This is a genomic window from Nocardia sp. NPDC050793, from assembly GCF_040654065.1.
In the GTDB taxonomy this organism is placed as follows: Bacteria; Actinomycetota; Actinomycetes; order Mycobacteriales; family Mycobacteriaceae; genus Nocardia.
Map to the genome: position 1 here is coordinate 56,597 of NZ_JBFAHG010000002.1, position 26,731 is coordinate 83,327.

Annotated in this window: 28 protein-coding genes; 11 read left to right on the forward strand and 17 right to left on the reverse strand. The window is 69.1% G+C overall.

The genetic code is table 11. The annotated features are described in order from the left end of the window. Positions 1 to 168 precede the first annotated feature (168 nt). On the reverse strand, positions 169 to 672 hold the full coding sequence (gene uraD, locus AB0H50_RS05760) for a 2-oxo-4-hydroxy-4-carboxy-5-ureidoimidazoline decarboxylase (RefSeq protein ID WP_357449304.1): 504 nt from the start codon (positions 670 to 672) through the stop codon (positions 169 to 171). A gap of 283 nt (positions 673 to 955) precedes the next feature. Between uraD and AB0H50_RS05765 the strand changes: the two genes are divergently transcribed. Further along, positions 956 to 1,567 (forward strand): nucleotidyltransferase family protein, encoded by a 612-nt coding sequence (locus AB0H50_RS05765; RefSeq protein ID WP_357447483.1) that lies wholly within the window; start codon positions 956 to 958, stop codon positions 1,565 to 1,567. A gap of 15 nt (positions 1,568 to 1,582) precedes the next feature. Then, a complete protein-coding gene (locus AB0H50_RS05770) occupies positions 1,583 to 2,623 on the forward strand; it encodes an XdhC family protein (protein WP_357447486.1) in 1,041 nt (346 codons plus the stop codon). A 10-nt stretch (positions 2,624 to 2,633) separates the two neighbouring features. Here AB0H50_RS05770 and AB0H50_RS05775 read toward each other — a convergent pair whose 3' ends face one another. The 4 genes from AB0H50_RS05775 to AB0H50_RS05790 form a co-directional block, all read right to left on the reverse strand. After that, on the reverse strand, positions 2,634 to 3,728 hold the full coding sequence (locus AB0H50_RS05775; RefSeq protein WP_357447489.1) for an ABC transporter substrate-binding protein: 1,095 nt from the start codon (positions 3,726 to 3,728) through the stop codon (positions 2,634 to 2,636). Positions 3,729 to 3,796: 68 nt separating this feature from the next. Further along, positions 3,797 to 4,594: an ABC transporter permease subunit gene (locus AB0H50_RS05780; protein WP_357447492.1), complete on the reverse strand. Its 798-nt coding sequence runs from the start codon at positions 4,592 to 4,594 to the stop codon at positions 3,797 to 3,799. Further along, a complete protein-coding gene (locus AB0H50_RS05785) occupies positions 4,591 to 5,337 on the reverse strand; it encodes an ABC transporter permease subunit (RefSeq protein WP_357447495.1) in 747 nt (248 codons plus the stop codon). Before AB0H50_RS05785 ends, AB0H50_RS05780 begins: the two co-directional genes overlap by 4 nt. Beyond that, positions 5,334 to 6,170 (reverse strand): ABC transporter ATP-binding protein, encoded by an 837-nt coding sequence (locus AB0H50_RS05790; RefSeq protein ID WP_357447498.1) that lies wholly within the window; start codon positions 6,168 to 6,170, stop codon positions 5,334 to 5,336. The genes AB0H50_RS05785 and AB0H50_RS05790 overlap by 4 nt, the downstream gene beginning before the upstream one ends. Before the next feature lie 228 nt (positions 6,171 to 6,398). Here AB0H50_RS05790 and pnuC point away from each other — a divergent pair, with 228 nt between their 5' ends. Then, a complete protein-coding gene (gene pnuC, locus AB0H50_RS05795) occupies positions 6,399 to 7,106 on the forward strand; it encodes a nicotinamide riboside transporter PnuC (RefSeq protein WP_357449306.1) in 708 nt (235 codons plus the stop codon). Between the two features lie 105 nt (positions 7,107 to 7,211). Here the strand turns inward: pnuC and AB0H50_RS05800 are convergent, their stop codons facing one another. The 5 genes from AB0H50_RS05800 to AB0H50_RS05820 all read right to left on the reverse strand — a co-directional run bounded on the left by AB0H50_RS05800 (position 7,212) and on the right by AB0H50_RS05820 (position 11,825). Beyond that, a complete protein-coding gene (locus tag AB0H50_RS05800) occupies positions 7,212 to 8,003 on the reverse strand; it encodes a DeoR/GlpR family DNA-binding transcription regulator (RefSeq protein ID WP_357447501.1) in 792 nt (263 codons plus the stop codon). A gap of 123 nt (positions 8,004 to 8,126) precedes the next feature. Further along, positions 8,127 to 8,780 (reverse strand): TetR/AcrR family transcriptional regulator, encoded by a 654-nt coding sequence (locus AB0H50_RS05805; protein WP_357447504.1) that lies wholly within the window; start codon positions 8,778 to 8,780, stop codon positions 8,127 to 8,129. Positions 8,781 to 8,801: 21 nt separating this feature from the next. Then, the gene (locus tag AB0H50_RS05810; RefSeq protein ID WP_357447507.1) at positions 8,802 to 9,701 is read right to left on the reverse strand and encodes a carbohydrate ABC transporter permease; all 900 of its coding nucleotides are present in this window, start codon (positions 9,699 to 9,701) and stop codon (positions 8,802 to 8,804) included. Further along, the gene (locus AB0H50_RS05815; RefSeq protein WP_357447510.1) at positions 9,698 to 10,564 is read right to left on the reverse strand and encodes a sugar ABC transporter permease; all 867 of its coding nucleotides are present in this window, start codon (positions 10,562 to 10,564) and stop codon (positions 9,698 to 9,700) included. Before AB0H50_RS05815 ends, AB0H50_RS05810 begins: the two co-directional genes overlap by 4 nt. A 16-nt stretch (positions 10,565 to 10,580) precedes the next feature. Next, a complete protein-coding gene (locus AB0H50_RS05820) occupies positions 10,581 to 11,825 on the reverse strand; it encodes an extracellular solute-binding protein (protein ID WP_357447513.1) in 1,245 nt (414 codons plus the stop codon). Positions 11,826 to 11,950: 125 nt separating this feature from the next. Between AB0H50_RS05820 and AB0H50_RS05825 the strand changes: the two genes are divergently transcribed. From AB0H50_RS05825 to AB0H50_RS05845, 5 genes are all read left to right on the forward strand, one after another. After that, a complete protein-coding gene (locus AB0H50_RS05825; protein WP_357447514.1) occupies positions 11,951 to 12,895 on the forward strand; it encodes a sugar isomerase in 945 nt (314 codons plus the stop codon). 85 nt (positions 12,896 to 12,980) lie between these two features. Beyond that, positions 12,981 to 14,156 carry an ROK family protein gene (locus AB0H50_RS05830; RefSeq protein ID WP_357447517.1) on the forward strand — a complete coding sequence of 392 codons (1,176 nt, stop codon included), beginning with the start codon at positions 12,981 to 12,983 and terminating at the stop codon, positions 14,154 to 14,156. A gap of 73 nt (positions 14,157 to 14,229) precedes the next feature. Beyond that, positions 14,230 to 15,393: an amidohydrolase family protein gene (locus tag AB0H50_RS05835; protein ID WP_357447520.1), complete on the forward strand. Its 1,164-nt coding sequence runs from the start codon at positions 14,230 to 14,232 to the stop codon at positions 15,391 to 15,393. Continuing rightward, the gene (locus AB0H50_RS05840; RefSeq protein WP_357447522.1) at positions 15,390 to 16,343 is read left to right on the forward strand and encodes a 1-phosphofructokinase family hexose kinase; all 954 of its coding nucleotides are present in this window, start codon (positions 15,390 to 15,392) and stop codon (positions 16,341 to 16,343) included. Before AB0H50_RS05835 ends, AB0H50_RS05840 begins: the two co-directional genes overlap by 4 nt. 16 nt (positions 16,344 to 16,359) lie before the next feature. After that, entirely contained in the window at positions 16,360 to 17,223 is an 864-nt protein-coding gene (locus AB0H50_RS05845) for a class II fructose-bisphosphate aldolase (protein ID WP_357447525.1), read from the forward strand. On the opposite strand, the gene AB0H50_RS05850 is transcribed toward AB0H50_RS05845, so the two are convergent. Both AB0H50_RS05850 and AB0H50_RS05855 read right to left on the reverse strand, forming a co-directional pair. Beyond that, the gene (locus tag AB0H50_RS05850; RefSeq protein ID WP_357447528.1) at positions 17,199 to 17,633 is read right to left on the reverse strand and encodes a DUF4254 domain-containing protein; all 435 of its coding nucleotides are present in this window, start codon (positions 17,631 to 17,633) and stop codon (positions 17,199 to 17,201) included. The two genes, AB0H50_RS05845 and AB0H50_RS05850, sit on opposite strands and share 25 nt — an antisense overlap. Before the next feature lie 132 nt (positions 17,634 to 17,765). Next, positions 17,766 to 18,029: a hypothetical protein gene (locus tag AB0H50_RS05855; RefSeq protein WP_357447531.1), complete on the reverse strand. Its 264-nt coding sequence runs from the start codon at positions 18,027 to 18,029 to the stop codon at positions 17,766 to 17,768. A gap of 219 nt (positions 18,030 to 18,248) precedes the next feature. Between AB0H50_RS05855 and AB0H50_RS05860 the strand changes: the two genes are divergently transcribed. Both AB0H50_RS05860 and AB0H50_RS05865 read left to right on the forward strand, forming a co-directional pair. Then, positions 18,249 to 19,109: a helix-turn-helix transcriptional regulator gene (locus tag AB0H50_RS05860; protein WP_357447533.1), complete on the forward strand. Its 861-nt coding sequence runs from the start codon at positions 18,249 to 18,251 to the stop codon at positions 19,107 to 19,109. Positions 19,110 to 19,118: 9 nt separating this feature from the next. Further along, on the forward strand, positions 19,119 to 19,337 hold the full coding sequence (locus AB0H50_RS05865) for a DUF397 domain-containing protein (protein WP_357447536.1): 219 nt from the start codon (positions 19,119 to 19,121) through the stop codon (positions 19,335 to 19,337). Between the two features lie 289 nt (positions 19,338 to 19,626). Here AB0H50_RS05865 and AB0H50_RS05870 read toward each other — a convergent pair whose 3' ends face one another. The 5 genes from AB0H50_RS05870 to AB0H50_RS05890 all read right to left on the reverse strand — a co-directional run bounded on the left by AB0H50_RS05870 (position 19,627) and on the right by AB0H50_RS05890 (position 24,891). Further along, a complete protein-coding gene (locus tag AB0H50_RS05870; RefSeq protein WP_357447538.1) occupies positions 19,627 to 19,956 on the reverse strand; it encodes a DUF3349 domain-containing protein in 330 nt (109 codons plus the stop codon). An 11-nt stretch (positions 19,957 to 19,967) separates the two neighbouring features. Next, positions 19,968 to 20,252: a hypothetical protein gene (locus tag AB0H50_RS05875; RefSeq protein WP_357447541.1), complete on the reverse strand. Its 285-nt coding sequence runs from the start codon at positions 20,250 to 20,252 to the stop codon at positions 19,968 to 19,970. Between the two features lie 10 nt (positions 20,253 to 20,262). Further along, positions 20,263 to 21,612 (reverse strand): inorganic phosphate transporter, encoded by a 1,350-nt coding sequence (locus AB0H50_RS05880; protein WP_357447544.1) that lies wholly within the window; start codon positions 21,610 to 21,612, stop codon positions 20,263 to 20,265. 106 nt (positions 21,613 to 21,718) lie between these two features. Then, the gene (locus tag AB0H50_RS05885; protein WP_357447547.1) at positions 21,719 to 23,011 is read right to left on the reverse strand and encodes a lipase family protein; all 1,293 of its coding nucleotides are present in this window, start codon (positions 23,009 to 23,011) and stop codon (positions 21,719 to 21,721) included. Positions 23,012 to 23,316: 305 nt separating this feature from the next. Next, on the reverse strand, positions 23,317 to 24,891 hold the full coding sequence (locus AB0H50_RS05890) for an ATP-dependent DNA ligase (RefSeq protein WP_357447550.1): 1,575 nt from the start codon (positions 24,889 to 24,891) through the stop codon (positions 23,317 to 23,319). 92 nt (positions 24,892 to 24,983) lie between these two features. Here AB0H50_RS05890 and ramB point away from each other — a divergent pair, with 92 nt between their 5' ends. Next, on the forward strand, positions 24,984 to 26,390 hold the full coding sequence (ramB, locus tag AB0H50_RS05895; protein WP_357447553.1) for an acetate metabolism transcriptional regulator RamB: 1,407 nt from the start codon (positions 24,984 to 24,986) through the stop codon (positions 26,388 to 26,390). Positions 26,391 to 26,731 lie beyond the last annotated feature (341 nt).

Genomic DNA, 26,731 nt, shown 5'->3' on the forward strand with positions numbered 1-26,731 from the left:
CTCACTACGTTCGCTCATGCCTGCACCTCGCTGACGCTCGGCTCCGGCATGCGCGAAGCGCACAGGCACATGATTCGCTCACTACGTTCGCTCATGCCTGCACCTCGCTGACGCTCGGCTCCGGCATGCGCGAAGCGCACAGGCACATGATTCGCTCACTACGTTCGCTCATGACGACTCTCCGAGCATCCACCGCAAGCGGATTCGATTGATCTTCGCCAATTCGGTTCGCATCACAGCCCTTTCGGTCGCCGGGTCGTTGTGCAGCCGGGTGGTGAGCAGGTCGAGCAGTTCCGCGCCGGATCTCCCGGTCGCGCACACCAGGTAGCGGTGGCCGAACCGCTGTTCGTAGGCGCGGTTGCCCTCGGCGAGCGCGGCGCGCACCGCGTCGGTCGCGGCCGTCACCTCGGATTGCTCGCGGGCCGAGGCCGCGCTGTCCGTCCGGTCGCCGATGCGTGGGTGCCCGGCCAGCGCGCGGTCGATGTCTTCCTCGGGGAGTGTGGCGAGCACGGCGTCGGCGGTCTCGTACAGGTCGTCGGCGCTGCGGTACGGCCGCCCCGCGAGCACGTCGCGCGCCCAGGCGGTCGATGCGCAGCAGGCGAGCAACGCGGCGCGGGCCGCCGCGTTGGACAGCGCGTTGAACCGGGTGACGCCGGCCGCCTCGTCCGTCATCGAACCAGCATCGAATACGTCGAGCCCGTGCGCCACCAGAAGGGCGGAGATCACCTTCGGCGTGTCGGGCGGACGCGCCCACCACACGACCCGCCTGCCGAGCGCCGGAGCATGCCTCGCCTGGTCGATGTGTCCGGCGAAGTCGGCGAGCGCGCCGATCCCGTGCTCGCCGTCCACCTCGGCGCGAAGGCGCGGACTCGCCGCTCGCGGTTAACCGCGCACCCCGGTTGTCCGGCACTTTCAGGTAACCCACCGGCAACGCGGGCGGTCTAGCGTGGGACGCGTGGCTACATCGGATCGCACCGGGGACGCCCCGGCCGCGCGCACGGGTTGCGCGGGCATCGTGCTCGCCGCGGGCGCGGGCACCCGCTACGGCCGCCCCAAGGCGCTGGCCGAGGGCGGCGCCTGGCTGCGCGCCGCGGTGGACGCCCTGCGGGACGGCGGCTGCGCGCCGGTGATCGTGGTGCTCGGCGCCACCGGGCCGGCACCGGAGACGGTCGGACTACCGGCGGGCGCGGTGCCCGTCTGGGCAGCCGACTGGGCCACCGGCGTCGGCGCCTCGCTGCGGGCCGGGCTGCGCGAGGCCGCGCGGACCCGTGCGCGGGCCGTCGCGATCATGCCGGTGGACACCCCCGATGTCGGCGCCGACGTCGTCGCGCGGGTGCTCGCGGCGGAGCGGACGGCGCCGAGCGGGCTGGCCCGCGCTGTGTTCCGTAGCACACCCGGTCACCCCGTTGTGATCGACCACAAGCACTGGACCTCGGTGAGCTCCGAGGCGACAGGAGATTCGGGAGCGCGTACCTATTTGTCCAGTAGGGACGATATGGTGTGCGTCACGTGCGACGATTTGGCGACGGGAAGGGATCATGACTTCCCGGCCTCGACCGCACGCTGATCGGAGCGGAAACTGATGCGCGACATCGTCGACGACCTCTTGCGGGTATGGCACTCGGGCCGGATCGGTGGCCTGGCAACCATCGTGCGGACCGTTGGTTCGGGGCGGCTTCCGGTCGGCACAGCGATGCTGATCGACGCCAACGGCGCCGTCTACGGCTCCGGGGTGGGCGGCTCGGTGGAGACCGCGATGCACGAGGCCGCGGTGACCGCGGCGCGCACCGGGCGGCGGACCATGCACCGCCTACCCGTGCCGCCCGGCGAGCCAGGAATGGAGGCGGGCGGCATGATCGACGTCTTCGCCGAACCCTTCTCCCGGCACGATTTCCCCGAATTCCCCACTGTCGCATCCGAAATCGCCGCGCATCGGCGGGTTACCGTGTTCACCGTGGTATGGAACTCCGACCCCGATATGATCGGCCAGCATCTGATCACCGGTCAGCCGCACAACACCGAACTGGTCGCGCTGCCCGAATCGGACGTGTTCATCTCGTCTTTCGCCCCGCCGCCGCGGCTGATCATCTTCGGCGCCAACTCCTACGCCGCGGCGCTGACCGTGCAGGCCAGGCTGCTCGGCTACCGTGTCACCATCTGTGATTCGCGCGAGGAGTTCGCCACGCCCGCCGCCTTTCCCGGCGCCGAAGTGGTGGTGGACTGGCCGCACCGCTACCTGAACACCCTCTCCGCCGCAGGCGAAATCGACTCCACCACAGGCATTGTCGTGCTCGCGCACGATCCGAAGTTCGAAATCCCTTTGCTCACGGTAGCTTTGCGCTTGCCGGAGCTCGGCTACCTCGGCGCGGCGGGCTCGTACTCGGCGCACGCCAGGCGCCTGGAGGACCTGCGGGCGGGCGGTTTCGACGAGGCGACGCTCTCGCGGCTGCACTCCCCCGCGGGCCTCGACGTCGGCGCGCGCACGGCGGCCGAAACCGCCGTGGCCATCGCCGCCGAACTGCTGGCCGCCCGATCGGGTCGGTCGGGGCGACAGCAGTCCGAGAACGCCGAGGTGATCCACGCCGAGCAGGCGTTCGGCGCCAGAGCCACCGTCGGGTTGTGACGCGGCGGGCTCAGCCCTTCAGACCGGGGTTCTCCGCGTAGACCTCGCGCAACACCGAGAGGTCGAACAACTGGTCGGCCTGGATGTCGATCTTCGCGGTGCGCAGCGCGGCGATGTTCTGTTCGATCAGCGAGTCGGTCATGGTGAGCAGACCGTTCGCGGCGGTGCCGGCCGAGACGACCAGGTCGTTCTGCGCGATGGCCTCCTTGGTCTGTTCCGCAGGGTCGAGATTCAGGTCCTTGCCGTAGACCTCGACCGCGAGGCGCGCCGATTCGGCGGGTGCGGCGACCGCGTCCTTCCATCCCCTGATCTCCGCCGCCAGGAACGCCTTGAGCTTCTCGCGCTCGTTGTCGATGGTGGACTGTTTCACGGTGAGCGTCTCCGCGACCAGCGGCAGGCCGAAATCGGCGAACAAGAAATGGGCGTTCGGAAATCCTTTGGCGGCCAGCGTGATCGGCTCGTTCGTCACGTAGCTGACCCAGCCGTCCACCTCGCCGTTGGCCAGCGGCGTCGGGTCGAACTGCGCGGGCACGATGGTCACGTCGCCCGGCTTCATGCCATTGGCGGTCAACAGTGCGGTGAAGATGAGCTGATTGGTGTCCTGCACACCGATCTTGCGGCCCTTCATGTCCTGCGGGGAGTTGATGGGCTCGGCCGCGGAGCTGACGATCGCGAACGGATTCTTCTGGTAGGTGGTCGCGACGATCTTGGCGGGCAATCCCTCCAGGATCGCGGGCGCGGTGGTCTGCGGCGCGGAGAGACCGAGCCACACCTTTCCGGTGTCGAGCCCGGCCTCCACCGACGTGCTCGCCGCGCCACCCGCCATCAGGTTCACCGAGCCGAACCCGGCGTCCCGGAAATAGCCGCGGGAGTCGGCGAAATACTCGCCCGCGAATTCGATGTTCTTGATCCAGGACAGCTGGATCGCCACGGTGCCGTAGCGGGAGCCGTCCGGGGTGGAGCCGCTCGACGAGCCGCCCGCGTCGTCGCCGCAGGCGGCGAGCGCGCCGACGCCGCCTAGCGCGGCTCCGGTGAGCGCCGAATAGCGAAGAAAGGACCTGCGGTTCAGGGTCGCCCCGAACGAAGAGCGGTGCACGGGTGTCATGGGCCGAATTTAGGGGGATTCGGTTTCGTTTTCTTTACTTTCACGTTCCCAATACCGAATCGCGACCATCAGTCGCGCCCGGCGTCGGGGCCGAACCGGGCGAGCACCAGGTTCTCGACGACGCCGACGATCGCGTACAGCAGCACCGACACCAGCGTGACGATCACGATGGACGCCCACAGCTCGTTGTACCGGAACGTAGGTATCGCGCGAATCAAACTGGCTCCCAGACCCGTTCCGCTGCCGAGCCATTCGCCGATCAACGCGCCGATGAGCGCGCCGGGCACCGAGATTCGCGCGGCCGCGAATACCGCGGGCAATGCCGCGGGGACCGCCACCATCCGCAGCGCGGTCCAGCGCGAACCGCCGTACGCCGCAATCAGTTCCATGGCCTGGCGAGGCGCGCTGCGCAGTCCGGTCATGATCATCACCAGGGCCGGGAAGAGCACGACGATCGCGGCCATCACGGTCACTCCGCCCAGCCCGCGGCCGAACACCAGCACGATGATCGGCGTGAGCGCCACCAGCGGCACCGAACGCAGCAGCATGGCCACCGGCATGAACGTGTGCTCCACGGTGCGGAACGACACGAACAGCGCGGCGAGGCCCATGGCCGCCGCCATGCCGACGCCGAAGCCGAGCGCCGCGTCGCGCAGCGTGATCTGCAAGTTGTCGAGAATGGCCGCACGCGCCTGCGGTGCGCCGGGCGAGGTGACCAGATAGCGCCACACGTCGCCGGGCGTCTTGCCCACCCGGGGGCCCACCTGTGGGAACGCCTCCAGGAACCCCCACCAGATCACCAGCATGAGCAGCAGCGAGGTCACCAGCGGAAACAGGAACGCGCCGAGGCGACGCAGCACGGTCATCGCGCCTCCTCCCCGGTCCACGGCGTGACCAACCGCGCTACCAGCGCCACGATCGCGTAGCCGAGGCCGGCCAGCGCCGCGGCGGCCAGCGCCATGCCCCATGTACGCGGCACGTTGTATGCGGTCTGCGCGGCGGTCAGCGCGACGCCGATCCCGCTGTCAACGCCGCCCAGATACTCCCCGATGATCGCGCCGAGCACGGCCGAGGGCGCGGCGATCTTCAACGCCGCGAACGTATTCGGCAGCGCGGCGATCAGCTGGACCCGGTACAGCCGTTGCCAGCGCCCGCCGCCGTAGGCGCGGACCAGGTCCAGGCTCGCCGGATCGGCCGAGCGCAGACCGGCGAGGGTGCCGACCATCGTGGTGAAGAAGCAGTACATCGCGGCGAGGAAGACGGTCGGCGTGCGTCCGCCGAAGACCACCAGGATGATCGGGCCGAGCGCGAGCAGCGGCGTGCAGTAGGACAGGATCGCCAGCTGGGTGGCCAGCGATTCGAATTGCGGGATCAGCGCCACCGCCACCGCGAGTCCGATGGCCAGCGCATTGCCCCAGAGGAAGCCCTTCAGCGCGCCGAGCGCGGTGATCTCGAAGTTCGAGCCGTACAGCTGCCAGCCGTCGGTGTACATGGTGTGCACCACCCGCCACGGGCTCGGGATGGTGCCGCCCGCGAGGCCGAGAGTCGAGGCGAGCCACCATATTCCGACGAGGCCGAGCAGGCCGAGCAGACCGCCGAGCCGCTTCACGACGCACCGCCCGCGTCGGGCGCGCCGCCGCGCTCGAAGGCGACGCCGCCCGTGCCGGTCTTGCCGAACAGCAGCTCGGAGAGATAGTCGGACAACTTGTGGAATTCCGTGGTGCGCATCATCTCCGGCAGCCGCGGCCGCGGCAGATCGATCTCCACCAGCTCGAGCACCCGGCCAGGGCGCGGGCTCATCACCGCCACCACGTCGGACAGGAAGACCGCCTCGGCGATGCCGTGCGTGACCATCAACGTGGTCGCGGGCTTCTCGGTCCAGATCCGCAGCAACTCCAGATTGAGCTTCTGCCTGGTCATGTCGTCGAGCGCACCGAAAGGCTCGTCGAGCAGCAGCACGGTCGGCTGCACGACCAGCGCACGCGCGATGGACACGCGCTGCCGCATGCCGCCGGACAGCTGCGCGGGTTTGGCCTTCTCGAAGCCCTCCAATCCCACCAGCGCGACGAGGTCGGCGATCTGCGCGGAATCCGGTTTCAGACCGGCCACCTGCAACGGCAGCTTGATATTGGATTCCACTGAGCGCCAAGGCAGCAGCGCCGCGTCCTGGAACGCGATGCCGAGCTCGTGGCGGCCGCGCAGTTGCGCGGGCGTCTCGCCATCGATCAGCGCGGTACCCGCGGTCGGCTCCTCCAATCCGGCCAGAATCCGCAGCACGGTGGACTTTCCACAACCGGAGGGACCGAGCAGCGACAGGAATGTGCCCTGCTCGGTGTGCAGATCGACACCGTCCAGCGCGTGCACCGTGCGCCGCCCGGCCCGGAAGGACTTACTCAGCCCGCTGATGTGGATACCGGTCCCCCCGGCGTGCTCGGTGGTCATTCGGTCACGATAGAAGGGCCCGGTTGCGCCGATATTGCGTTTCGCGTGGCCAGATTGCGCCATCGTTACGCGCCGGGGGTTTTCGCGACCAGGTCCAGCGGATCGGTCGCCGACCGCGCCGTCCGTGCATCGGACGAGCGCCGTCCGTGACCGTGGACGTTTCGCATCACGCCGAGCGGAACCCGCCCCTCGCGGATGAGATCGCGAGCTCCGCTGGTTGCACAGCAGGTGAACCCGCTCAGCACCCTGCTCGACGCCGAACTGCACATCGCGGGCTCGGCGATCCTCTGGCGCGAGGTCATCGGCAACGGGTTCGGCCTGGCCGCCGCGGTGGGCGGCATGCGTCGGCGCGTGTGGGCGTGGCCGGTGGGCATCGCGGGCAACGCGCTGCTGTTCACCGTGTTCGTCGGCGGCGTCTTCAACACACCGCAGCAGCTGAACATGGCCGGGCAGGCCGGGCGGCAGCTGATGTTCATCGCGGTGAGCGTGTTCGGCTGGTGGCAGTGGTACCGGCACGCGCGCCTCGACACCGGATTGGAACACCGCGGCGTGGTTCCGCGCTGGGCCACGACGCGCGAACGCGTGCTGCTGGTCGCCGCGATGCTCCTCGGCACGGCGGCCTTCGCCCAGCTGTTCGCCTGGATCGGTTCCTACGGCCCGTGGGCGGAGGCCTGGATCTTCACGGGCTCGGTGCTCGCCACCTACGGCATGGCCCGCGGCCTTGCCGAATTCTGGCTGATCTGGATCGCGGTCGACATCGTCGGCGTCCCGCTCCTGCTGAAGGCGGGCTACTACCCGTCGGCCACGCTGTACCTGATCTACGCGGGCTTCGTCGCCTGGGGTTTCGTCGTCTGGGTCCGCACCATGCGCACCGAATCGGCGACAACCGACGCTCAACAGACAGTGGTGGTATCGGGCCGCGGCGCGACCGACTGATCACACCGGCGCGGAGTCGCAGTCCTGCCGCTCAGCGGCCTGCGCGAGCAGGTCCGTGCGGGTGACACCGCTGGGGGTATGCCGGCCCGCGGTCTGGAGCGGGAACTACACCAGGTCCACCCGGACCCCCTGCGCGCGAATGGCCGCGACGGCGGCGGGATCGGCGTCGGTGTCGGTGACGAGGACGTGCACCTGATCGATGCCGCAGATGCGGGCCAGGGCGGAGCGTTCGAGTTTGTCGGAGGTGGCGACCACCATGACGTCGCCGGAGCGGCGCACCATCTCCGTGGTGACCCCCGCCTCGTCGATGTGCCTGCACTGCGCTCCGCCCTCGGCGGAGATCGCATTGACACCCAGAATCACAGTGTCCAAACGCAATTCGGCCAACGCGCGCTCGGCGAGCGGCCCGTGCAGTTCGTACGATTCCCGGCGCGCCACGCCGCCGAGGCAGATGGTGCGCAGATGCGGACGCAGCACCATCTCGCCTGCGATGTTGAGCGCGTTGGTGACGATGGTCAGCTGGTCGTCGCCGGAACTGGCCAGATCGGTGCGGCCTGCCAGCGCCCTGGCCACCGCGGTGGTGGTGGTTCCGCCGTTCATGCCTACCACCGCGGAGGGGTCGACCAGCGCCGCGGCGTGCTCCGCGATGCGCTGTTTGGCCTCGCCGCCGGTCTGCCGGTAGCGGGCGGGCAGGTCGTAGGCGACCGTGGTGGCCACGACGCCGCCGTGCGTCCGGGTGGCCAGCTGCTGTTCGGCGAGCGCGGTGAAATCGCGGCGCACCGTCGCGGGCGACACCTGCAGCCGCTCGGCGGCCTCCTCGACCGAGAGCCGCCCCGATTCGGCGAGCAGCTCCAGCAGTCGGTTCCACCGTTGCGGACGATCCGTCGGTCCGGTCATCTCACACCGCCCCGACCCGGACGACGTGCTGTTTCTCCATGCACGCCAACAATCTGACCACAGCCACGCTGCCAAACCGTAGAGATTCTCCGCGCCGTGTGCCAAAGCGGGCCGCGCGCGGGCTCACCCCGCGGCGAGCCCGGAATTGACCACGTAGGCGATCTCCTCACAGATGTCGTCCAGCGAGATCCGCACGTCGGGCTGGGTGCTGTGCACCAGTTCCTGCGCCAGCGAGTTCACCGCCCCGAGCACCGCGAGGGCGAACAGGTCGAAGCGGCGGCGCTTGGTTTCGCCGCGTTCGACGGCGCGCTCGGCCTCGGCGATCAGCAGCGCCGAGAGCAGCCTGCGCTGTTTCCTACGCCATTCCTCCACCGCCGGGCTGACCCCCACCACCTCGACGTAGCAGACGCGCACGGACCGCTGGTCGGCGCAGGTCACCTCGAGGTAGGCGCGGAAACCCGCGGCCACCCGGTTCGCCAACGGCTCGTTCGCGGTGTGCGCCAAAGCTTCCGAAGCCCGGGCCACGGCCCGCTTGGTGATCCGGTCGACCAGGGCGATCAGCAGCGCATCCCGGCTGCCCATGTCCTCGTAGAAGCTGCGCGTGGAGACGTTCGCGGCGGTGCACAGGCGCTCGATGGAGGTGGCCGCGTACCCCTGGGTGCCGAACAGTTCCAGTGCGGCGTCGATGAGCCGGTTCCGCCGCTGCGCCACGCGCTCCTCCTTGGACAGTCCCGCGTAATTGCGCCCGTCCGTGGATCCGCCGTCGTGCCGTGCCACGGCTCGATGCTACTCGTCACCTCACTTCACGCTGCCCGCGGTCAATCCCGCGACCAGGCGCTTCTCGATGAGGGCGAACAGGACGACCACCGGGACGATACCGACGGTGGAGATCGCGAACACGTACTGCCACGCGGTGTCGTACTGGCCGACGAACTTGGTCAACGCCACCGACAGCGGCTGATTCTCCGGCGTCGTGAGCACGACCAGGCTCGCCGCGAATTCGTTCCAGCAGGCGACGATCGTGAAGATGGTCGCGGTGACGATGCCCGGCCAGACCAGGGGCAGACTGACCTTGGTCAAGATCTGCCAGCGGTTCAGGCCGTCCAACTGGGCGGCTTCCTCGATCTCCACCGGGATAGCGGCGAAGAAGCTGTGCAGGATCCACACCGCGAAGGACAGATTGAACGCGGCGTTCACCAGGATCATGGCCAGCCAGGTGTCGTTGACGCCGAGCGCGAAGAACTGCCGGATCAGTCCGGTCACCAGCACCGTCGGCTGCAACATCTGGGTGATCAGCACCAAGCCGAGGAACGCGGCGCGTCCCGGAAAGCGATGCCGCGCCGTGTGATACGCCGCGGGCACGGCGACGACGAGGACGAGGAGCGTGGCGCTGACCGCGATGGCGATCGTGCTGACCATGTTGAACGGCAGAGGCGTTTCCGGGGTGTCCCACATCGTCGCGTAGTTGTCCGGGTGCCAGGACTGCGGCAGGTAAGTCGGTGGGATGCGCAGGATCTCGGCCTTGCTCTTCAACGAGCCCAGCACCATCACGACGAACGGCGTCAGGAAGATCGCCGCGATCACCACGCCGATCGCCGTCAGGTCCCAGCGACGACGCCTCGCTCGCGGAGTCGCTTCGCCACTTGTGGCGCTGGGCTTTTCGTCCGCGCGCACCCTGATGTCCGTCCCGGCGGTCATGCGTCGACCTGCCTTGTCGGCCGCACCAGTCGCACGTAGATCGCGATGATCACCACGATCAGCGCGAAGTTCAGCACGCTCATCGCGGCGGCGGTGTCGACCTGCTGATTCTGCCGGATCAGCTTGAAGGTCAGCGTCGTCGTGGTGTCGGCCGAGAAGCCCGCGATGCTGCCGGTGATCACCTGCAGAATCGGCAGCGAATTGAACACGTTGATGATGTTGATGACCGTGGCGACCGCGATGGCCGGACGCAGCTGCGGCAGCGTGAGATGGCGGTAGCGCTGCCACGGTCCCGCGCCGTCGACGCGTCCCGCTTCCTCGATATCCGCCGGAATCGATTGCAGGCCAGCCAGAATCGTGTACGTGGTGAACGGGATCGAGACGAACACCGCGACCCCGATCGCCACCAGGAACGCGCTCGTCGGCTGTTTGGTGAATCCGTATCCCCGGTCGAGCAGGCCGATGTCGACGAGGAACCGATTGGCGATGCCGACGTCGGGATCGAGCATGTAGTAGAAGATCGTCGTCGTCATCACCACCGAGGCGGCCCACGGCACCAGGATCGCCAGACGCACGGCGGTGCGGCCGGGGAAGTCCTTGTTCAAGAACTGGGCCAGCCCCGCCGAGAGCACCAGGGTGATCAGCACCACGCTGACCACCCAGACCACGGTGTGCGCGAGCACCGAGCCGAGTTCGCCGATGTCGAACAGGGCACGGTAGTTCGCCAGTCCGGCGGGCCCGCGATCCTGACCGTAGGCGCTGAGGTCCCTGGTACTGGTCCACAGCATGTAGCCGACGGGGAACGCGACGATCGCCGCGATCAGCAGCAAGGCGGGCCCGAGCCACGGGACCGCCAGGAGCATCGCTCTGCGCCGCACGCTATTTCGCGGCTTCCTGAATGCGCGCGAGCACCTGCGCCGGGTCGGCGCCCTGCGCGATGGTGCCCATCTGCTGCCGGATAGCGCCTTGCGCCGCCGCCCATTTCGGATTGTTGCTCGGGTAGAACTTGGCCACCGGCAGCGTCGCGGCGAACGCCTTGGTGACCGGATCCTGCGCGAGTTCGGCCGCACCGCTCTGGGTGATCGGGATGAAGCCCTCGTTCTTCACGAAGTTCGCGTACACGCTCGCGCCGTAGAAGTGATCGAGGAACTTCTTGATCGTCTCGGTCTTCCTGCCGTCCTTCTTGAACGCCATCAGATGGTCTGCGACACCGAGGGTCACCGGCTCGCCGGATTTGGTCGGCGAGGCCGCGGTGGCGTACTTCAGCGCCGGATTCTTGGCGGCGATCTGGCCGATGGTGGGCGGCAGGCCCTCGATCATGCCGACCTTGCCCTGGATGAAGGCGTTGATCACGTCCTTGCGGTCGGTCGCGCCCGGATTCGGCTGTGTCGCAGTGGCATCGATGAGCGAGCGCATGGCGCGCACGCCCTCCAGGTTGGCCGGGGTGTCGACGGTGATCTCACCGCCCTGCGACCAGTCGCCACCAGCGCCGAACGTCCAGATCGAAGTCTCGCCCTGCGCCTCCTCGCTGCCGAGCGGCAGACCGTAGCCGGAGACGCCGTCGCCGAGCGCCTGGATCTTCGCCGCGGCCTCGGTGAGCTCGGCCCAGGTCTTGGGCGGCGTGGTCACCCCGGCCCGCGCGAACAGGTCGGTGTTGTAGAACAGCGTGCGTGTCGAGGCGAAGAGCGGCAGCGCGTACTGGGTTCCGTCGAGCGAGGCGTTCTTCGCGAAACCGGGCTGGATGTCGGTGAGCACCTGCGGAGAGACGATTTCGGCTGCGGGGTAGAGCATTCCGTCGCCCGCGAAGCTGGCGTACGCGTCGATGTTCAGTACGTCGGGCGTGGTGGACTGCGACTGGAGCTTGGTCCGCACCACGTCGTTGATCGAGTTCCATGACTCCAGTTGGAGATTCACTTTCAGGCCGGGATTCTGCCGCTCGAAATCGGCGATGATCCCGTCCCACAGCGCCTTTGTTCCGTTGGCGCCGTCGCTGTAGACCGGGGCGAGGAAGTTGATCGTGGTGTCGGAGTCGGCGGAATCGTCGGAGCCGAAGCCGCACGAGGCGGCCGCGAGGGCGGCGGCCAGCGCGGGGCCCGCGAGCAGGCGGCGGAGTGATCGTTTCACGAAGCGAACCTTTCAAATCTGCACCTCGGCGCCTACCGACCGCCGATGATGAAGCGACACGTGTCGATGGATCGAACCTAGCGTGAATGATGATCAAATGTGACTGCTTTGAGCATTAAGTTGACATGAACGATCATCCGACCGATGCTGTTCTCGTGCCGATCTCCGCGAACTCAGACCCCGCCACCCACCTGGCCACCGAGGTCGCCACCCAGCCCGACGACTGGGCGCGCGCCGCAAGCACCGCTGCCGAATACCAAGCCGCACTACCCCGGCCGGGCGAGCGGGTGGCGGTGATCGGCTGCGGCACTTCGCTGTTCATGTCGCGCGCGATCGCCGCGCTGCGCGAGGACGCGGGCCATGGCCTCACCGACGCCTGGCCGGCCAGTCAGGTGCGCCGCGACCGCGACTACGACCGCTACCTGGTCATCTGCCGGTCGGGCACCACCACCGAGGTGATCTCGGCGATGCGCGAGATCCCCGCGCATATTCCGCGAACGGTGATCTGCAGCAGCCCGGGCACTCCGGTGCTGGAGCTGGGCGATCCGATCCTCATCGAAGAGGTCGACGAGCGCTCGGTGGTGCAGACCCGCTTCGCCACCACCACGCTGGCGATCCTGCGCTGGCATCTCGGCGAGGACCTCGGCCCGGCCGTCGAGCAGGCGCGCGCCGTGCTCGCCGAGGATCCGGCGCGGTCGCTGGCCGCGGTGCGCGGCGCGGAGCAGATCACCTTCGTCGGCATGGGATTCGCGGCCGCGCTGGCCGAGGAGGCCGGGCTGAAGCTGCGCGAGTCCTGCCAGTCCTGGGCCGAGTCCTACCTCGCGACGGAGTACCGGCACGGTCCGATCAGCATCGCCGCACCCGGCCGCGCGGTCTGGGCGCTCGGCCCGCTGGTGCCGGGCTTCGCCGCCGACGTCGCCGCCACCGGAGCCCACCTGGAACATCGCGCTGTCGATCCGATGGCGGAACTGGTCCGGGTGCATCGGCTCTGCATCCTCCGCGCCGCCGACCTCGGCCTCGATCCCGACCATCCGCGCAGCTTGAATCGGTCAGTTGTCCTGGACCAGTGACCGGTACACCGCCGTGTTCGCGCTCCCGCCCCGGTTCCCGGAGTCGCCGACGACAAGATTGCTCTCGGTAACTACGCTCCCGAAGATGGACACGCACCGCGTCGGCAGCAGCGCACCCGCGCCGACGTCGAGCGCGAACTCGTCCACGGGGTCGCCTGCGCCGGATGCGCGCGCAACGGTGTCGAATTCGCCGACGCCGAGGCCCAACAAGCCGACGCAGGGCCCGGATGCGCCGGCGCCGAGACGGAACGCACTGGCTACCCGTCCGCATGCGCTGCCTACGGGCCCGAACGCACTGATGCCGGGCGCGAGTGCGCCGACGCAGCGCCCAGATGAGCTGACACTGGGCGCTGATGCGCTCACCCTGGGCGTGGATGTCGGCGGCACCACCATCAAGGGCGAGATCGCCGACGCGTCCGGCGCGGTCATCGCGGCGGGAGCGGTGCCGACCCCGCGAGGTGCGGCGGCGTTCGAGGCTATGGAGGCTCTCGGTGACAGCTTGCTCGCCCAGGTGCCCGCGGATCGGCGCGGACGGCTCGGCCGGGCGGCGGTCCTGCTGCCCGGCATCGTCGACACGGCGCGATCGATCGCCGTCTTCAGCGGCAACGTCGGCTGGCGTGACGTGCACGTCGGCGATCGGTTCGCGCGACGCTGGGGCGTCCCGGTCTTGATCGAACACGATGTGGCCGTGGCGGGCTGGGCCGAATGGCGTTTCGGCGCGGGGCGCGACCACGACGACGTCGTGGTGATCGTGCTCGGCACCGGCGTGAGCGGCACGCTCGCCGCGGGCGGCCGCTTGGTGCGCAGCGGGTTCGGCCAAGCGGGCGAATACGGACACATCCCCGTGCGCCCCGCCGACGGGTTGCCGTGCCCCTGCGGCAATGTCGGCTGCGTGGAGACGCTGGCCTCGGCGGCCGCCATCGCACGCAACTACATTCGTCGGTCGGGCCGCGAAGTCAATGGCGCGGCAGATGTTTTCGCGCTCCTGCCCCGCGATTCCGATGCGGCGCGAGCGGTGGACGACGCCGTCGCCGCGCTCGCGGACGGACTGCTCGGCATCATCCACGCGGCCTGCCCCGAGCTCGTCGTGCTCGGCGGCGGCCTGGCCGGTGCGGGCGCCGCACTCAGCGACCCATTGCAGGCTGCGTTGGCGCGGCGCCTCCGCGTGGTCCCGGTCCCCGAGGTTGTGCTCGGCGAATTCGGCGCGCGCGCCGGACTCACCGGCGCGACGCTCTTCGCCAGGTACGGAGCCCTGCTATGAGCGCGCGCCGGGATGCACAGCGCCTGACGGAATCTCGATTCCACCGTGTCGGCGCGCGGCGAACGGCGACGCGATGACAGGCACTTCGATCGAGCTGGAAATCCGCGGCCGGATCATCTCCGCATCGTTCGACCTGACCGACGGCGTGATCTCGGTGCGCGGCGATCGGATCGTCGCGGTCCGGCCGATGGCCGAATGGCTTGCCTTCCACCCGGATTCGCCTCCGCCCAAGTTCGCCGGCGTGATACTCCCCGGCCTGGTGGACATCCACAACCACGGCGGCTTCGGCCACCGGTTCGACACCGTCGACGTGGCGGAGGCGAGCGCGGCCGCTCGGTTCCACCACGCGCACGGTTCGACGACGGTGCTCGCCAGTGTGGTGACCGGACCGGTGGACGACATGGTCGCGCAGATCGCGACGCTGCGCACGCTCGCCGCCGACGGCACGCTCGCGGGCATCCACGCGGAGGGCCCGTTTCTCGCGGCCGCCCGCTGCGGCGCCCAGGATCCGCGCTACCTGCTCGATCCCGACCCTGCCGTGATCGATCGGCTGCTGGCAGCGGCGGACGGCTGGCTGCGGGTCTGCACGATCGCGCCGGAGCTGCCCGGCTACGACGTGGTCGCGCGACGGCTCACCGACAACGACGTGGCGATCTCGCTCGGCCACAGCGACACCGATTTCGCGCGCTTCCGTCAGGCGCTCGCGCCGAGCGGCTCGGCGCGTCTGGTGACCCACCTCGCCAACGGCATGCCGCCGCTGCACCATCGCGAACCGGGTCCGGTCGCGGCCGCGCTCACCGCCGCCGCCTCGGGCCACGCGGTGGTCGAGCTGATCGGCGACGGTGTGCACGTCGACGCCGGTTTCGGCGCAATGGTTTTCGCGGCGGCACCGCGACAGGTCGCGCTGATCACCGACGCCATGCAGGCCGCGGGCATGCCGGACGGCGAGTATCGGCTTGGGCCGCAGGCCGTCCGGGTGGTCGACGGCGTGGCCAGGGTGGCCAACGGGTCGATCGCGGGCGGTACGGCGACTCTGGCGCAATGTCTTACGTGGGCGGTCCGGGATTGCGGCGTGCCGCTCGCCGACGCGGTGCGCGCCGCGACCGCCGTACCAGCCGCGGCCGCGGGCTTGACCGATGTCGGCGACCTCCGGACCGACCAGTACGCCGACCTGCTGGTTGTCGATGACGGCCTGCAGTTGCGCCGGGTGCTCAGACATGGACAGTGGTTGACGTGATCCTCACTGTGACAATGAATCCCGCCTACGACATGACCTATCGCGTAGAGCGTTTCGAGCGGGGTCAGGCGCACCGCGTTCGCTCCGTCGAGCAGCGCATCGGCGGTAAGGGCATCAACGTGACGCGGGTGCTGAACCAGCTCGGCAAGTACGCGCGGGCGACCGGGTTCGCCGACCACGCCTTCGCGGCCGCCGCCGAACTGGAGATGCCGGTCGATTTCGTGCACGCGCTGCCGTGGGTCCGGCGGACAGTGGTGATCAGCGAATCCCGCGACGGCACCGCGACGGCGCTGTGGGAGCCGGGCGCCCGCGTCTCCAACCCGCACGCCGCCGAGCAGCTCGCCATCCGGGTCTCGGGCCTGCTCCCCGATATCAACGGCCTCGTCATCTCTGGATCGCTGCCGGGCGGAGTAGACCCCGGCCTACCCGCCGAACTCGCCCGCTCCGCGGTCGCCGCGGGCGTACCCACCATCTGCGACGTGGACGGCGAGGCGCTGCGGCTGGCCTGCGCGGTCCCCGGGGTGGTGCTCATGCCGAATGCCGAAGAGCTGGAACGTCTTTCCGGACGGCCTCTGAATACGCCGGAGGAGGTGGTTGCGGCCGCCCGCCCGCTGATCGATCGCGGCGTGCGAGCCGTCGTCGCCACCCGTGGTCCGGACGGCATGATCGCGGTCACCGATGAGGGCGCGTGGTTCGCCGGGCTGCCCGAGCCGATGGCCGGAAACCCCACCGGCGCGGGCGATTCCGCCGCGGCGGCGGTGATCGCGGCGCTGTCCGCCCGCACCGAACCCGACTGGCCCGCGATCCTCACCGACGCCGTGGCCACCGCGGCGGCGGCCGTGGTCATCCCGGTGGCCGGGGAGATCGACCGCTGCCTACGCACCCGGCTCACGCCGACCGTCCGGGTCGACAAGCTCGCCGCCCCGGAGTCCGAAGAGACCACGCCATGATCGCGGAGGCCCGTCGATGCCCCTGACCCCTGTGCCCGATCTCATCGCCGCCGCGAGACCGGGCGGCCTCGGCGCCTTCAACGTGATCACCCTCGAACACGCCGAGGCCATCGCCGGTGCCGCCGAGACCACGAAACGTCCCGTGGTCCTGCAACTTTCCGAGAACACCGTCCGCTATCACGGAGCTCTCGCCCCGCTGGCGCTGGCCTGCCTGCGCATCGCCGCGGACAGCTCGGCCCCTGTCGCGGTGCACCTCGACCACGCCACCTCCTTCGACCTGGTGGCCGCCGCGGTCGAGCTCGGCATCCGGTCGATCATGTTCGACGCATCCGCCCTCGACTACACGGGCAATGTCGCCGCCACCGCCGAAGTCGCGCGGTGGTGCCGCGACCGCGGGGTGTTCGTCGAGGCCGAGCTCGGTGAGGTGGGCGGCAAGGACGGCGCGCACGCGCCCGGCGTCCGCACCGATCCGGACGAGGCCGTCGAGTTCGTCACCGCCACCGGCGTGGACGCGCTGGCCGTCGCGGTCGGTTCCGCGCACGCCATGCACGCACGCAACGCCGAGCTCGACCTCGAGCTCATCGCCCGGCTCGCCGCGAAAGTCCCTGTGCCGCTGGTGCTGCACGGCTCCTCCGGTGTGCCCGACGCGGGTCTGCGGGCCGCCGTCGAGCACGGCATGACCAAGGTCAATATCGCGACGCGGCTCAATGTCCTGCTGTCCGATGCGGTTCGCGCCGTTCTCGACGGCGACGCAGAGCTCTCCGATCCACGCAAATACCTCGCGCCCGGCCGCGCCGCGGTGCGCGCGGAGGTCGAGCGTTTCCTGCGCCTGCTGGCCAGTCAGCCCGAGAGCGCTCATCGGCACGGACCGCCGAGATAGGGCAGCCGCCGGACGCCCGCCGAGACCTCGAGCGCCAGATCCTGGTAGCCGAGCGCCAATTCGGCGAGGCGCTCCCAGTCGTCGTGCACTACCCAATCCGGTTCCGACGCCAGCGAGGCGAACGCGCGGGCGGAGAACTGGGCGAGGCGGTCGATCACCATGCCCACGGATTCGGTGTGCATGTGCGCGCCGCCGTGGGCGGGCGGCAGTTCGGTGGCGACCCAGCGGTCGATACCGAGCACCAGGCGCACCCGGTGCTGATCGATGTCCCCGGTCGCGTCGGTTTCGGTGTGCAACCGCTGCGCGTGCAGTCCGCCGAGCGAGTAGGCGGCTTGCAGCACCGGGTGTTCGTCGCTCGGCTTGGCGCGAAACGCCCTGAGCACTTGCTTTTTCGATGGCAGTGGTTCCACCGCGCATCCCCCTGTTCGGATCGTGTGGCAGGACAAGCTGTTACGAGACGCCCGAATCCGGCCGGGCAGGCGGCCGGAAGCATGCGCGGACCGGAGGCGCGAGGCAGCGAGCCGCGCGCCGACCGGCCGAATTCAGCGGCGGCGACCGGCGCGATCGCCGAAGAGCCGACGCGGTAGTGCCTTCTCCCAAGGCCTTTCGTTGACCGCGAGGCCGATGGCCTCCAGCGCGGTGAGACCCACGTGCGCGGCCAGATCGTCCATCAGCGCGACGGTGTCGGCCGCCTGCATCGCGGCGGCCGCCTGCTCGGTCGTCAGCATCCGGCCGCGCAGATAGGACACCACCCAGGCGTCGTCGCTGACCCGCCGCGCCTGGTGCGGCGTTCGATCGCCGACCATCCAGAAACTATCCACAACATGCACAGACATCCGACCCCTCGATCCCGCCGGGCGGGACCGGCCGGCGAACACCCGCGATGTGACATGAGACATACTGAGGCTAAGTGAGTATCGTGTTTTGAGTCAAGTTGACCACTTGACCGGGTTGTGCGGGCCGGTCATCGCAGGGAGTACGGTTCTCTGCACGCATCGCTAGAGCTGGAAGGACACCATCCAACGATGGCACCACTCTCGCCGACGGTCGCGCGTCGGGAACTGATGCTCCGCATCGGGCGGAGGCGCAAGCAGCACGATGTCAGTGTGTCCGCGATCGCCAAGGAACTAGGCTTTTCGATCTCCTACTGGTCGAAGGTGGAGAAGGAGCGCGTCCTCGCCGAATCGAAACTCGACGAGCTGATGAAGCTGCTCGATTTCGACGCGGCGGAACGCGAAGAGCTGCACGAACTTCGCGACATCGCCAGGCGGCGCGGGTGGTGGACGAACTACTCCGAACTGCTTTCCGACGAGATCAGCCGCCTGTACGGCCTCGAACACGGCGCCGACAGCGTGCGCACCTACGAAAGCATCCTGATTCCAGGCCTTTTGCAGACCGCCGACTACGCACGCGCGCTGATCGCGAACGATCGCGCCCGGATCCGCCAGGTCGAGATCGACCGGCTGGTCGAGATTCGGCTGCGCCGCCAGCAGCGGCTGAACGGCACGGAACCGTTGCGGCTCACCGCGATCGTCAACGAGGCCGCGCTCACCCAGCAGATCGGCGGCCCCGAGGTCATGTCGGACCAGGTCCGCCACCTCACCGCGCTGATCGAGGAACACGTCGAAACCTTGGACCTGCGCGTCATTCCGTTCGAGGCGACGGGCGGCGGATTACTCGGCGGCGCAACGTTCCACCTGCTCGGCTTCGACAAGTCGGTGCTGCCCGATGTCGCGTGGACCGAGACGCTGGTCCATCACGCCGTCATCGAGGAGACCGAGCCGGTGCGCCACCTCGACACGTTGTTCGCGAACGCCCTGGCCGAACAAGCACTTTCGCGCGAAGAGTCGCTGTCGGCGCTGGAACGCCGGATTTCCGGCACGTAGCATCGCGGTATGAACAGCATGTCGTCAGCCGGGACGGGCTGGTTCAAGTCGTCGTATTCCAGCGATTCCGTGGCCTGCGTGCAGGTCAAGTTCGAGTCGGGCCGGGTGCTGATCCGGGACACCAAGTACCGGGGCGCGCCGGACGAGCGGCCGATGCTCGCCTGCTCGCCCGCGGACTGGGCGGCGCTCACCGCGGGCATTCGCGCGGGCGAATTCGACCGCCGCTGAGCTCGGTTCACAGCCGACTCCCAGCCTCGCCACCGCCGATCTCGAGGTGAGCGGCCGAGGATCGACACCGTCGACGAACGGAAGGCCCCGCGGCGCTCCACGCGGGGGCCTCCACTTCCCTTCGCGACACGGTGGCTCACTGCCCTGAGCACCACACCGCCGGTCCGGCGGCGCCGCCCCCTCGCAGGCGCCGCTGGCCCGCACCCTGAGAGTCAGAGCTCGGGATCGGGCCACGCGTCGAGGTGGGCGCCCACCCGCGACGTCACCCGTCACTTTGGCTGCTCTCGGCTCAGTCGCTCTCGGGCAACGGCTCGGCCAGCGACCAGCCGCCCGCGGCGAGACGCGAGGCGACCCGGTCCACGTCGAGCTGATCCGGCTGTTCCTTGGCGATCTTGGCGATCGCGGCCACGATGTCGTCGCGGCCGATCTCGGAGTCGGGATTGCTATTCGCCAGTTCCTCGGCGATGGCGGCAACTTCGTAGTCGGTGAGGTGGCGGTGCAGCACCGCGAACAGTGCGACGTAATCCGACTGCGGAATGCCCTGCGGGTATCCGGCGCGCAGCCAGCCGAGGACGCGGCCGAGGACCTTGGGCCGGGAGGTGTGCGTGTGATCGGTCAATGCAGCGCCCTTCAGGACTGTCCGAACAGGTGAATGCCGAACTTGGCGGCCAGGAACGCCTTCGCGGTGTAGAGGATCCCGGTGACGATCGCCAGGACGATCAGCGCGAAACAGGCGTAGGCGCCGGCCAGCGCGGGATAGTTCCGTCGAGCGACGCTGCCGTCCTTGTCAACGGTATCGGCCGAGGACCACAGCCGAACTCCGACCGCGAAGACGATCGGCAGGCCGGCCCCGAGCACCAGGGACACCGCGACGACCTTCCACAGCGAGTTCAGGTTCGTGACGAGTGTGTGCACTGCTGCTCCTCTAGCGCTGGGCGGAACGGGTGGGCGGATGCGCGGGCGCGGGAGAACCGCCATTGCGCGGCTTGGCTTCGCGCGGGCGGTCCTCTGCCTGATGGGCGTCGTGCCGTCGGTCACCGCGCGATTGTTCGTCGTGCGGGTGATCGTCACTGCGTGGTTCGTCGCCGGGCTTCGCTACAGCGGAAGCACCCGTCGGCGTGTCCGAGGGTCCTGGGGCTTCGCCGCCCGGCCACTCGTTGACGTTGGTCGTGTCGACCGGGTTGCGACGGGACCGCAGCCACATCGCCGCCGCCAGCACGACGAGGATTCCGAACACCACCAGCACGCCGGGCAGGCCGCCGATGAAATGCGCGACGGCCCAGCAGATCGCGCCCGCCAGACCGGCCAGCGGCAGCGTGAGCAGCCACGCGACGACCATCCGTCCCATCACCGACCAGCGCACCTCGGCGCCCTTGCCGAGCCCGCTGCCCAGGATGGAACCCGTGGCCGTTTGGGTGGTCGAGAGCGGCAGCCCGAAGTGGGCCGAGGTGAGGATGATCGCGGCGGAGGAGGACTCGGCGGCCAGTCCCTGCGGCGAATCGATCTCCACCAGGCCCTTGCCGAGGGTGCGGATGATGCGCCAGCCGCCGAGATAGGTGCCCGCGGCGATAGCCACGGCGCACGCCGCCATCACCCACAGCGGCATCTCGTCGTTCTTGGTGAGCGTCCCGTGCGCGACCAGCGCGAGGAAGATGACGCCCATCGTCTTCTGCGCGTCGTTGGTGCCGTGCGCGAGCGACACCAGCGAGGCCGAACCGATCTGTCCCCAGCGGAAGCCCGTCTCGACCTTCCCCTTGTCGGACTTGGCGGTGATCCGGTAGACCGCGCGGGTGCCGACGGCCGAGACCAGTGCGGCGACCACCGGTGCGAGCACGGCGGGCAGCACGATCTTGGTGAGCACACCGTCGGAGCCGGACGCCCAGATCACCCCGCCCCAGCCGAGCGCGGCGATGGTGGCGCCGATGAGTCCGCCGAACAGCGCGTGCGATGAGCTCGACGGCAGGCCGAACAGCCAGGTCAACAGATTCCAGAGGATGCCGCCGACCAAACCGGCCAGGACGATGATCAGCAGATCGTGTCCGCTCACCGCACCCAGCTGCACGATGCCTTTGGCCACGGTGGCCGCCACCTCGACCGAGAGGAACGCGCCGATCAGGTTCAACACCGCCGAGACCGCGACGGCGACCCGCGGCCGCAGCGCACCGGTCGCGATCGACGTCGCCATGGCGTTCGCGGTGTCGTGGAAGCCATTGGTGAAATCGAAAGCGAGTGCCGTGACTATCACGATCAGCAGAACCAGTAATTCGACGGTCACGACTCCAGTGTGAGGCACCGCCGGTCCCGATTGCCATGCGGTAACCGCCTGCCGGACAGCCATCCGGATGCACTAGCGTGGACGCCCGAGGTGGCGCCCGTCGAGGTCAGTAACCCCGAAACTGGGAGCACCCGCTCGGCACGGGCTTGCCCGCGAGGCGATCATCGATCCAAGCGTTGGCGCCCGGAATACCGCTGGTCCCGACAATCACGTGCTCGCCGAGATAGACCTCGAACCGCACCGACGCCCCCTGCGCGCACCAGTCCTCGTAGAGATTCTGAGCACCCTCCAGCGGCACCCACAGCTCATGCGCACCGTGATACATGAACACCGGAATCCGCGGCGCCGCCGAGCCGAGCCGGTTCTCGGCGAGAATGCGCTGGATCATCGGTGTCCCGATCGGGTCGGGGACCTTGGCGAGCATCTCGACGGGCATCGGCGCGACCGCGCCGAGCAGCGCCTCGGCGGGATAGCACAGATCCCGCGCGAGCTTGGCCAGCCGCCAGCCGTTGTCGTTGAAAAGCCACATCATTTCCGGATATTCACGGGCCACACCGAGCGTCGCGGCGAGGAACACCCCGCCCGCGGCGTTGCGACCGTTCATCGTCTGCAAAAGCATCCCGAAATCCGCAGGGACGCCGCCGAACACGGCCCCGGCCAGATTCAGCTCCGGCGCGTACTCCGGCGCCAGCTCGGCGGCCCAGCCCGAGGCGATCGCGCCGCCGGAGTAGCCGGTCACGATGGTCGGCGACGCGGGGTCGAGGCCGAGATGCGGCGTATCGACCGCCGCGCGCACCGAATCGAGCACCGCGTGTCCGGCCATCCGGCCCGCCGCGTAGGCCTGCCGGGGTCCCTGGTGATCGGGCACCAGCACGGCGTAGTTCTTCGCCAACGGGATCTGCGCCGCGAGCAGGTCGATGAACTGGCCGTTCCGCAACGAGTGCGACGGCGCACAGCTGTGGCCGAGCGAGTCGATAGCCATGTTGTAGGAGATCAGCGGGCGCGGGCCGGGCCCGGTCCAGGCCGCGAGCGGCACCAGCAAAGTGGCGATCACCGCCGCCGGCCTGCCTTTGGCATCGGTGGAACGGATCAGCATTTCGGTGGAGTGCACCGGCGCGAGGGCCGGCCCGATGCCGCCGGCCCGGCTGGCGAGCAAGGTGCCGGGTTCGGTGCGCTCGTATCCGGGCGGGGGCAGATAGAAAGGATCGTCGATCGAGGTCGGCAACACCGTCGCCGGATCGCGCGAGGGGCGCAAGAGGTCGCCGAACAGGTCGGCGCGCGCCGGGCCCACGCCGACGCTCAACGCGCCGCACAGGCACCCGACGACAGTCAGCAGCGTGGCCCGCCGCATCGAGCGAGCGGCGTTCGAGGCCGACCGCGTCCACCGCTTCCGTTTCACGAATTCCGAACCATGCATCGAGTTTGGCTCCCGTCCGAGGGTGTACCGGACCATTCGGCCACCAAGTGTGGACCACCGCCGCGGCGGCGCGCGGGAACCTCGAAACGCGCGTCGGACCTGGTCAGGCGCTCAGTGACGGGCGGAGGACGAGGTCATGTCGGCGGGGAGGTGGCGGCGTAGCCTCGGGGCGATCGAATCGGCGGGGCGGTCACGGCAGCAGCGCGATCACAGCACCGGCAGCGGGATCACAGCAGCGCGGTCACGGCGGCAACGACAGCGGACTCGGCTGTCGACACGCCGCGGGCTCACGGCAGCAGCGCGCGGACGGCGTCGATGGTGTCGGCGTCGATGGGCTCCTTGTCGGGCCGGTACCGGACGACGCGAGCGAACCGAAGCGCCACGCCGCCGGGATAGCGGGGACTCACCTGGACGCCGTCCAGAGCGATCTCCACCACCAGCTCCGGCCAGAGGTAAACGGTGTGCTGGTCGCGGGAGCGCTCGTGGCGCGGGAACTCGGCGGTCTGCCACTGCAACAGCGCGTCGGTGAGGCCCTTGAAGGTCTTGCCGACCATGACGGGCTCGCCGCTCATCGGGTCGCGCGCGCCGAGATGCAGGTTGGACAGATAGCCGGTCCGGCGACCGTATCCCCACTCCGCGCCGAGCACGATCAGGTCCATGGTGTGCGTCGGCTTGATCTTCAGCCAGGCGCGGCCACGGCGACCAGCGGCGTACGGCGCGGTCAGCGACTTGACCATCACGCCCTCGTGCCCGGCGGCCAGCGCGCCGTCGAAATACTCGGCGGCGGCCTCGGCGTCAGGGCGGATCAACGCGGGGATGGTGTGCTCGCCCGCCACGTGCGACAGCGCGGCGCGGCGCTCGGAGAGCGGGGCGTCGAGCAGGTCCCGGCCGTCCAAATGCAGGCAGTCGAAGAAGTACGGGTGCAGCAACAGTTCCCTGGTCGAGCTCACCGCGGGAACCAACGGCCCCACGGCGGCGCCGGGCGGCAGCTTCGCCTCGCCGCTCGGATCCGCCGTGGCGAAGCGGCTCATGGTCTCCTGGAACGGCCGAGGCCGCCCGGAATCGGTGAGCGCCAACGTCTCTCCGTCCAGCACGACGCTGGTGCACCGCAGCCCCGCGACGAGCCGCACCAGTTCGGGGACGCCCGCGGTGATGTCGCGCAGGTTCCTGGTGAAGACGCGGACCTCGTCGCCGTCGCGGTGCACTTGGATCCGCGCGCCGTCGAGCTTGTGCTCGACGCTGACCTCGTCCTCGAACTCGGCCATCGCCTCGTCGAGCGCAGAACCCGGCGAGGCGAGCATCGGCTGGATCGGCCTGCCCACCTCGAGCCGGAACGCGGCGAGCGCCTCCGCCCCGCCGGTCAGCGCCGCGGCGGCGGTGACAGGCAGCTGCCCGGAGAGCATGTACGCGCGCCGGACCTGATCGACCGGCACCGCTGCGGCCGCCGCGACCGCCTCGGCGACGAGCGCGGTCAGCGCGCCCTGCCGGATCTCCCCGGTGAGCAAGCGCAACAGGAACGATTGCTCGGTGGCGGTGGCCGAAGCCCACAGTGTGGTCAGCAGCTCCTTGCGCCGGTTCGCCGATCCCTTTCCTGCGACGGTGGCCAGTTCGCCGAACACCGTGTCGACCGCCGAAACCGACAGTGTCGCAACTGGGGACGGCGTACCGTCCAGCCCCGTGAGGGTGCGCCAGCCGGTGCCGATGCGACCCTGGCGCAACTCGCCCGAGACCCACGCGACCACGGGCGCGAGCTCGTCCGGCGCGGACGCGCCGAGCAGCTCCGCCAGCGCGGCGACCTTCGTCTTCCGGGACCGAGTCGCGCGAACGGTCTCCGATGTCTGCACGACTTCCGAGAACAGCACCCCTCGACGGTAACCCGAGGCTGTGACATATAGCTCAGCTCCGCTGCTAATTTCCATTGGCAAGGCTGCAAAGCACCCCATATTCTGGACATATGGCCAAAACGTACGTCGGCGCGCGCCTCCGTCAGCTGCGTACCGAGCGAGGGTTGAGCCAGGTCTCGCTCGCACAGAAGCTGGAGATCTCGGCCAGCTACCTGAACCAGATCGAACACGATGTGCGCCCGCTTACCGTGCCGGTCCTGCTCAAGATCAGCGAGGTCTTCGGGGTCGACGCGACCTTCTTCTCCTCCGCCGACGACACCCGGCTCATCGCGGAGTTGCAAGAGGTCGTCATGGATCAGGAGCTCGGCATCGAGGCCGACACGCAGGAGATCGCCGACATGGTCTCCGCGCATCCGAGCCTGGCTCGCGCGATGGTCGCCATGCACAACCGTTACCGCAACACCAGCGCCCAGCTCGCGGCCGCCACCGAGGACCGCTTCGCCGACGGCGCCGGCAGCGCCACCATCAGCAAGCCGCACGAGGAAGTGCGCGACTACTTCTATCAACGGCAGAACTACATCCACGAATTGGATACCGCCGCAGAGGAACTCACGGCCCGCATTCGCTTCCACGGCGGCGACGTGCCCAGCGAGATCGCGAGCAGGCTGCGTTCGCACGACGTGAAGATCCTGGAGCGCATCGATCTCGGCGAGGGCGTGCTGCACCGCTACGACACCGAGGCAAGGGTGCTGGAGATCGCACCGCACCTGTCCGGCGGCCAGCGCACCTTCAAACTCGCCGCCGAACTCGCTTACTTCGAATGCGGCGACCTGCTCGAAAAGCTAGTGGAAGAGGGCAATTTCGCGTCCGAGGACACCCGCAAGCTGGCCATGCTCGGCTTGGCCAACTACTTCGCCGCGGCGACTGTCCTGCCCTACACGCACTTTCACGAGGTGGCCGAGGACTTCCGCTACGACATCGAGCGGCTCTCGGCGTTCTTCAGCCAGAGCTACGAGACCATCTGCCACCGGCTGTCCACCCTGCAACGGCCCAAGCTGCGAGGCGTCCCGTTCTCCTTCGTCCGGGTCGATCGGGCGGGCAATATGTCGAAGCGCCAGTCCGCCACCGGTTTCCACTTCTCCTCCAGCGGCGGCACCTGCCCGCTGTGGAACGTCTACGAGACTTTCGCCTACCCCGGCAAGATCATGACCCAGATCGCGCAGATGCCCGACGGACGCAAGTACCTCTGGATCGCCCGCACCGTCGAGCGGCGCGCCACCCGCTACGGCCAGCCGAGCAAGACCTTCGCGATCGGCCTCGGCTGCGAACTGCGGCATGCGGGCCGGGTCGTCTACGCGGACGGCATCGACCTCGACGAGGTGCAGCCGACCCCGATCGGCGCGGGCTGCCGGGTCTGCGAGCGGGCCAACTGCCCACAGCGCGCCTTCCCCCCGCTCGGCAAGGTTCTCGACATCAGCGAGCACCGCAGTTCGGTGTCGCCCTACGTGCTGAAGTGAATTCCGCCGCTTTGATCTGAAATGGGCGTGATCGCGGGGGGGTGCGATCGGCGCGGGGATCGGGGCGTCTGTTCCGGCTTCGGATCGGCCGGATCAGGGCCGCGCACAGTGACGATCAGGCGGGGTGGGAGTACACGCCTGAGTGCTGGCAGGGGTACCACCACACCTACTGCTCGTAAGCATGCGGCTCGCGGGCTCGTGTGCCCCGCGTGGTGGGCAGGGCGGCGCGCGCAGCCTTGGGTTGCGGTTGTCGCCGGTCGTAGGTCGCTACCCAGGTCTCGGCTGGGTTTCATGCGACGCGTGCGTGTGATCGCCGGTTCCCATTAGTCACAGTGCCGAAG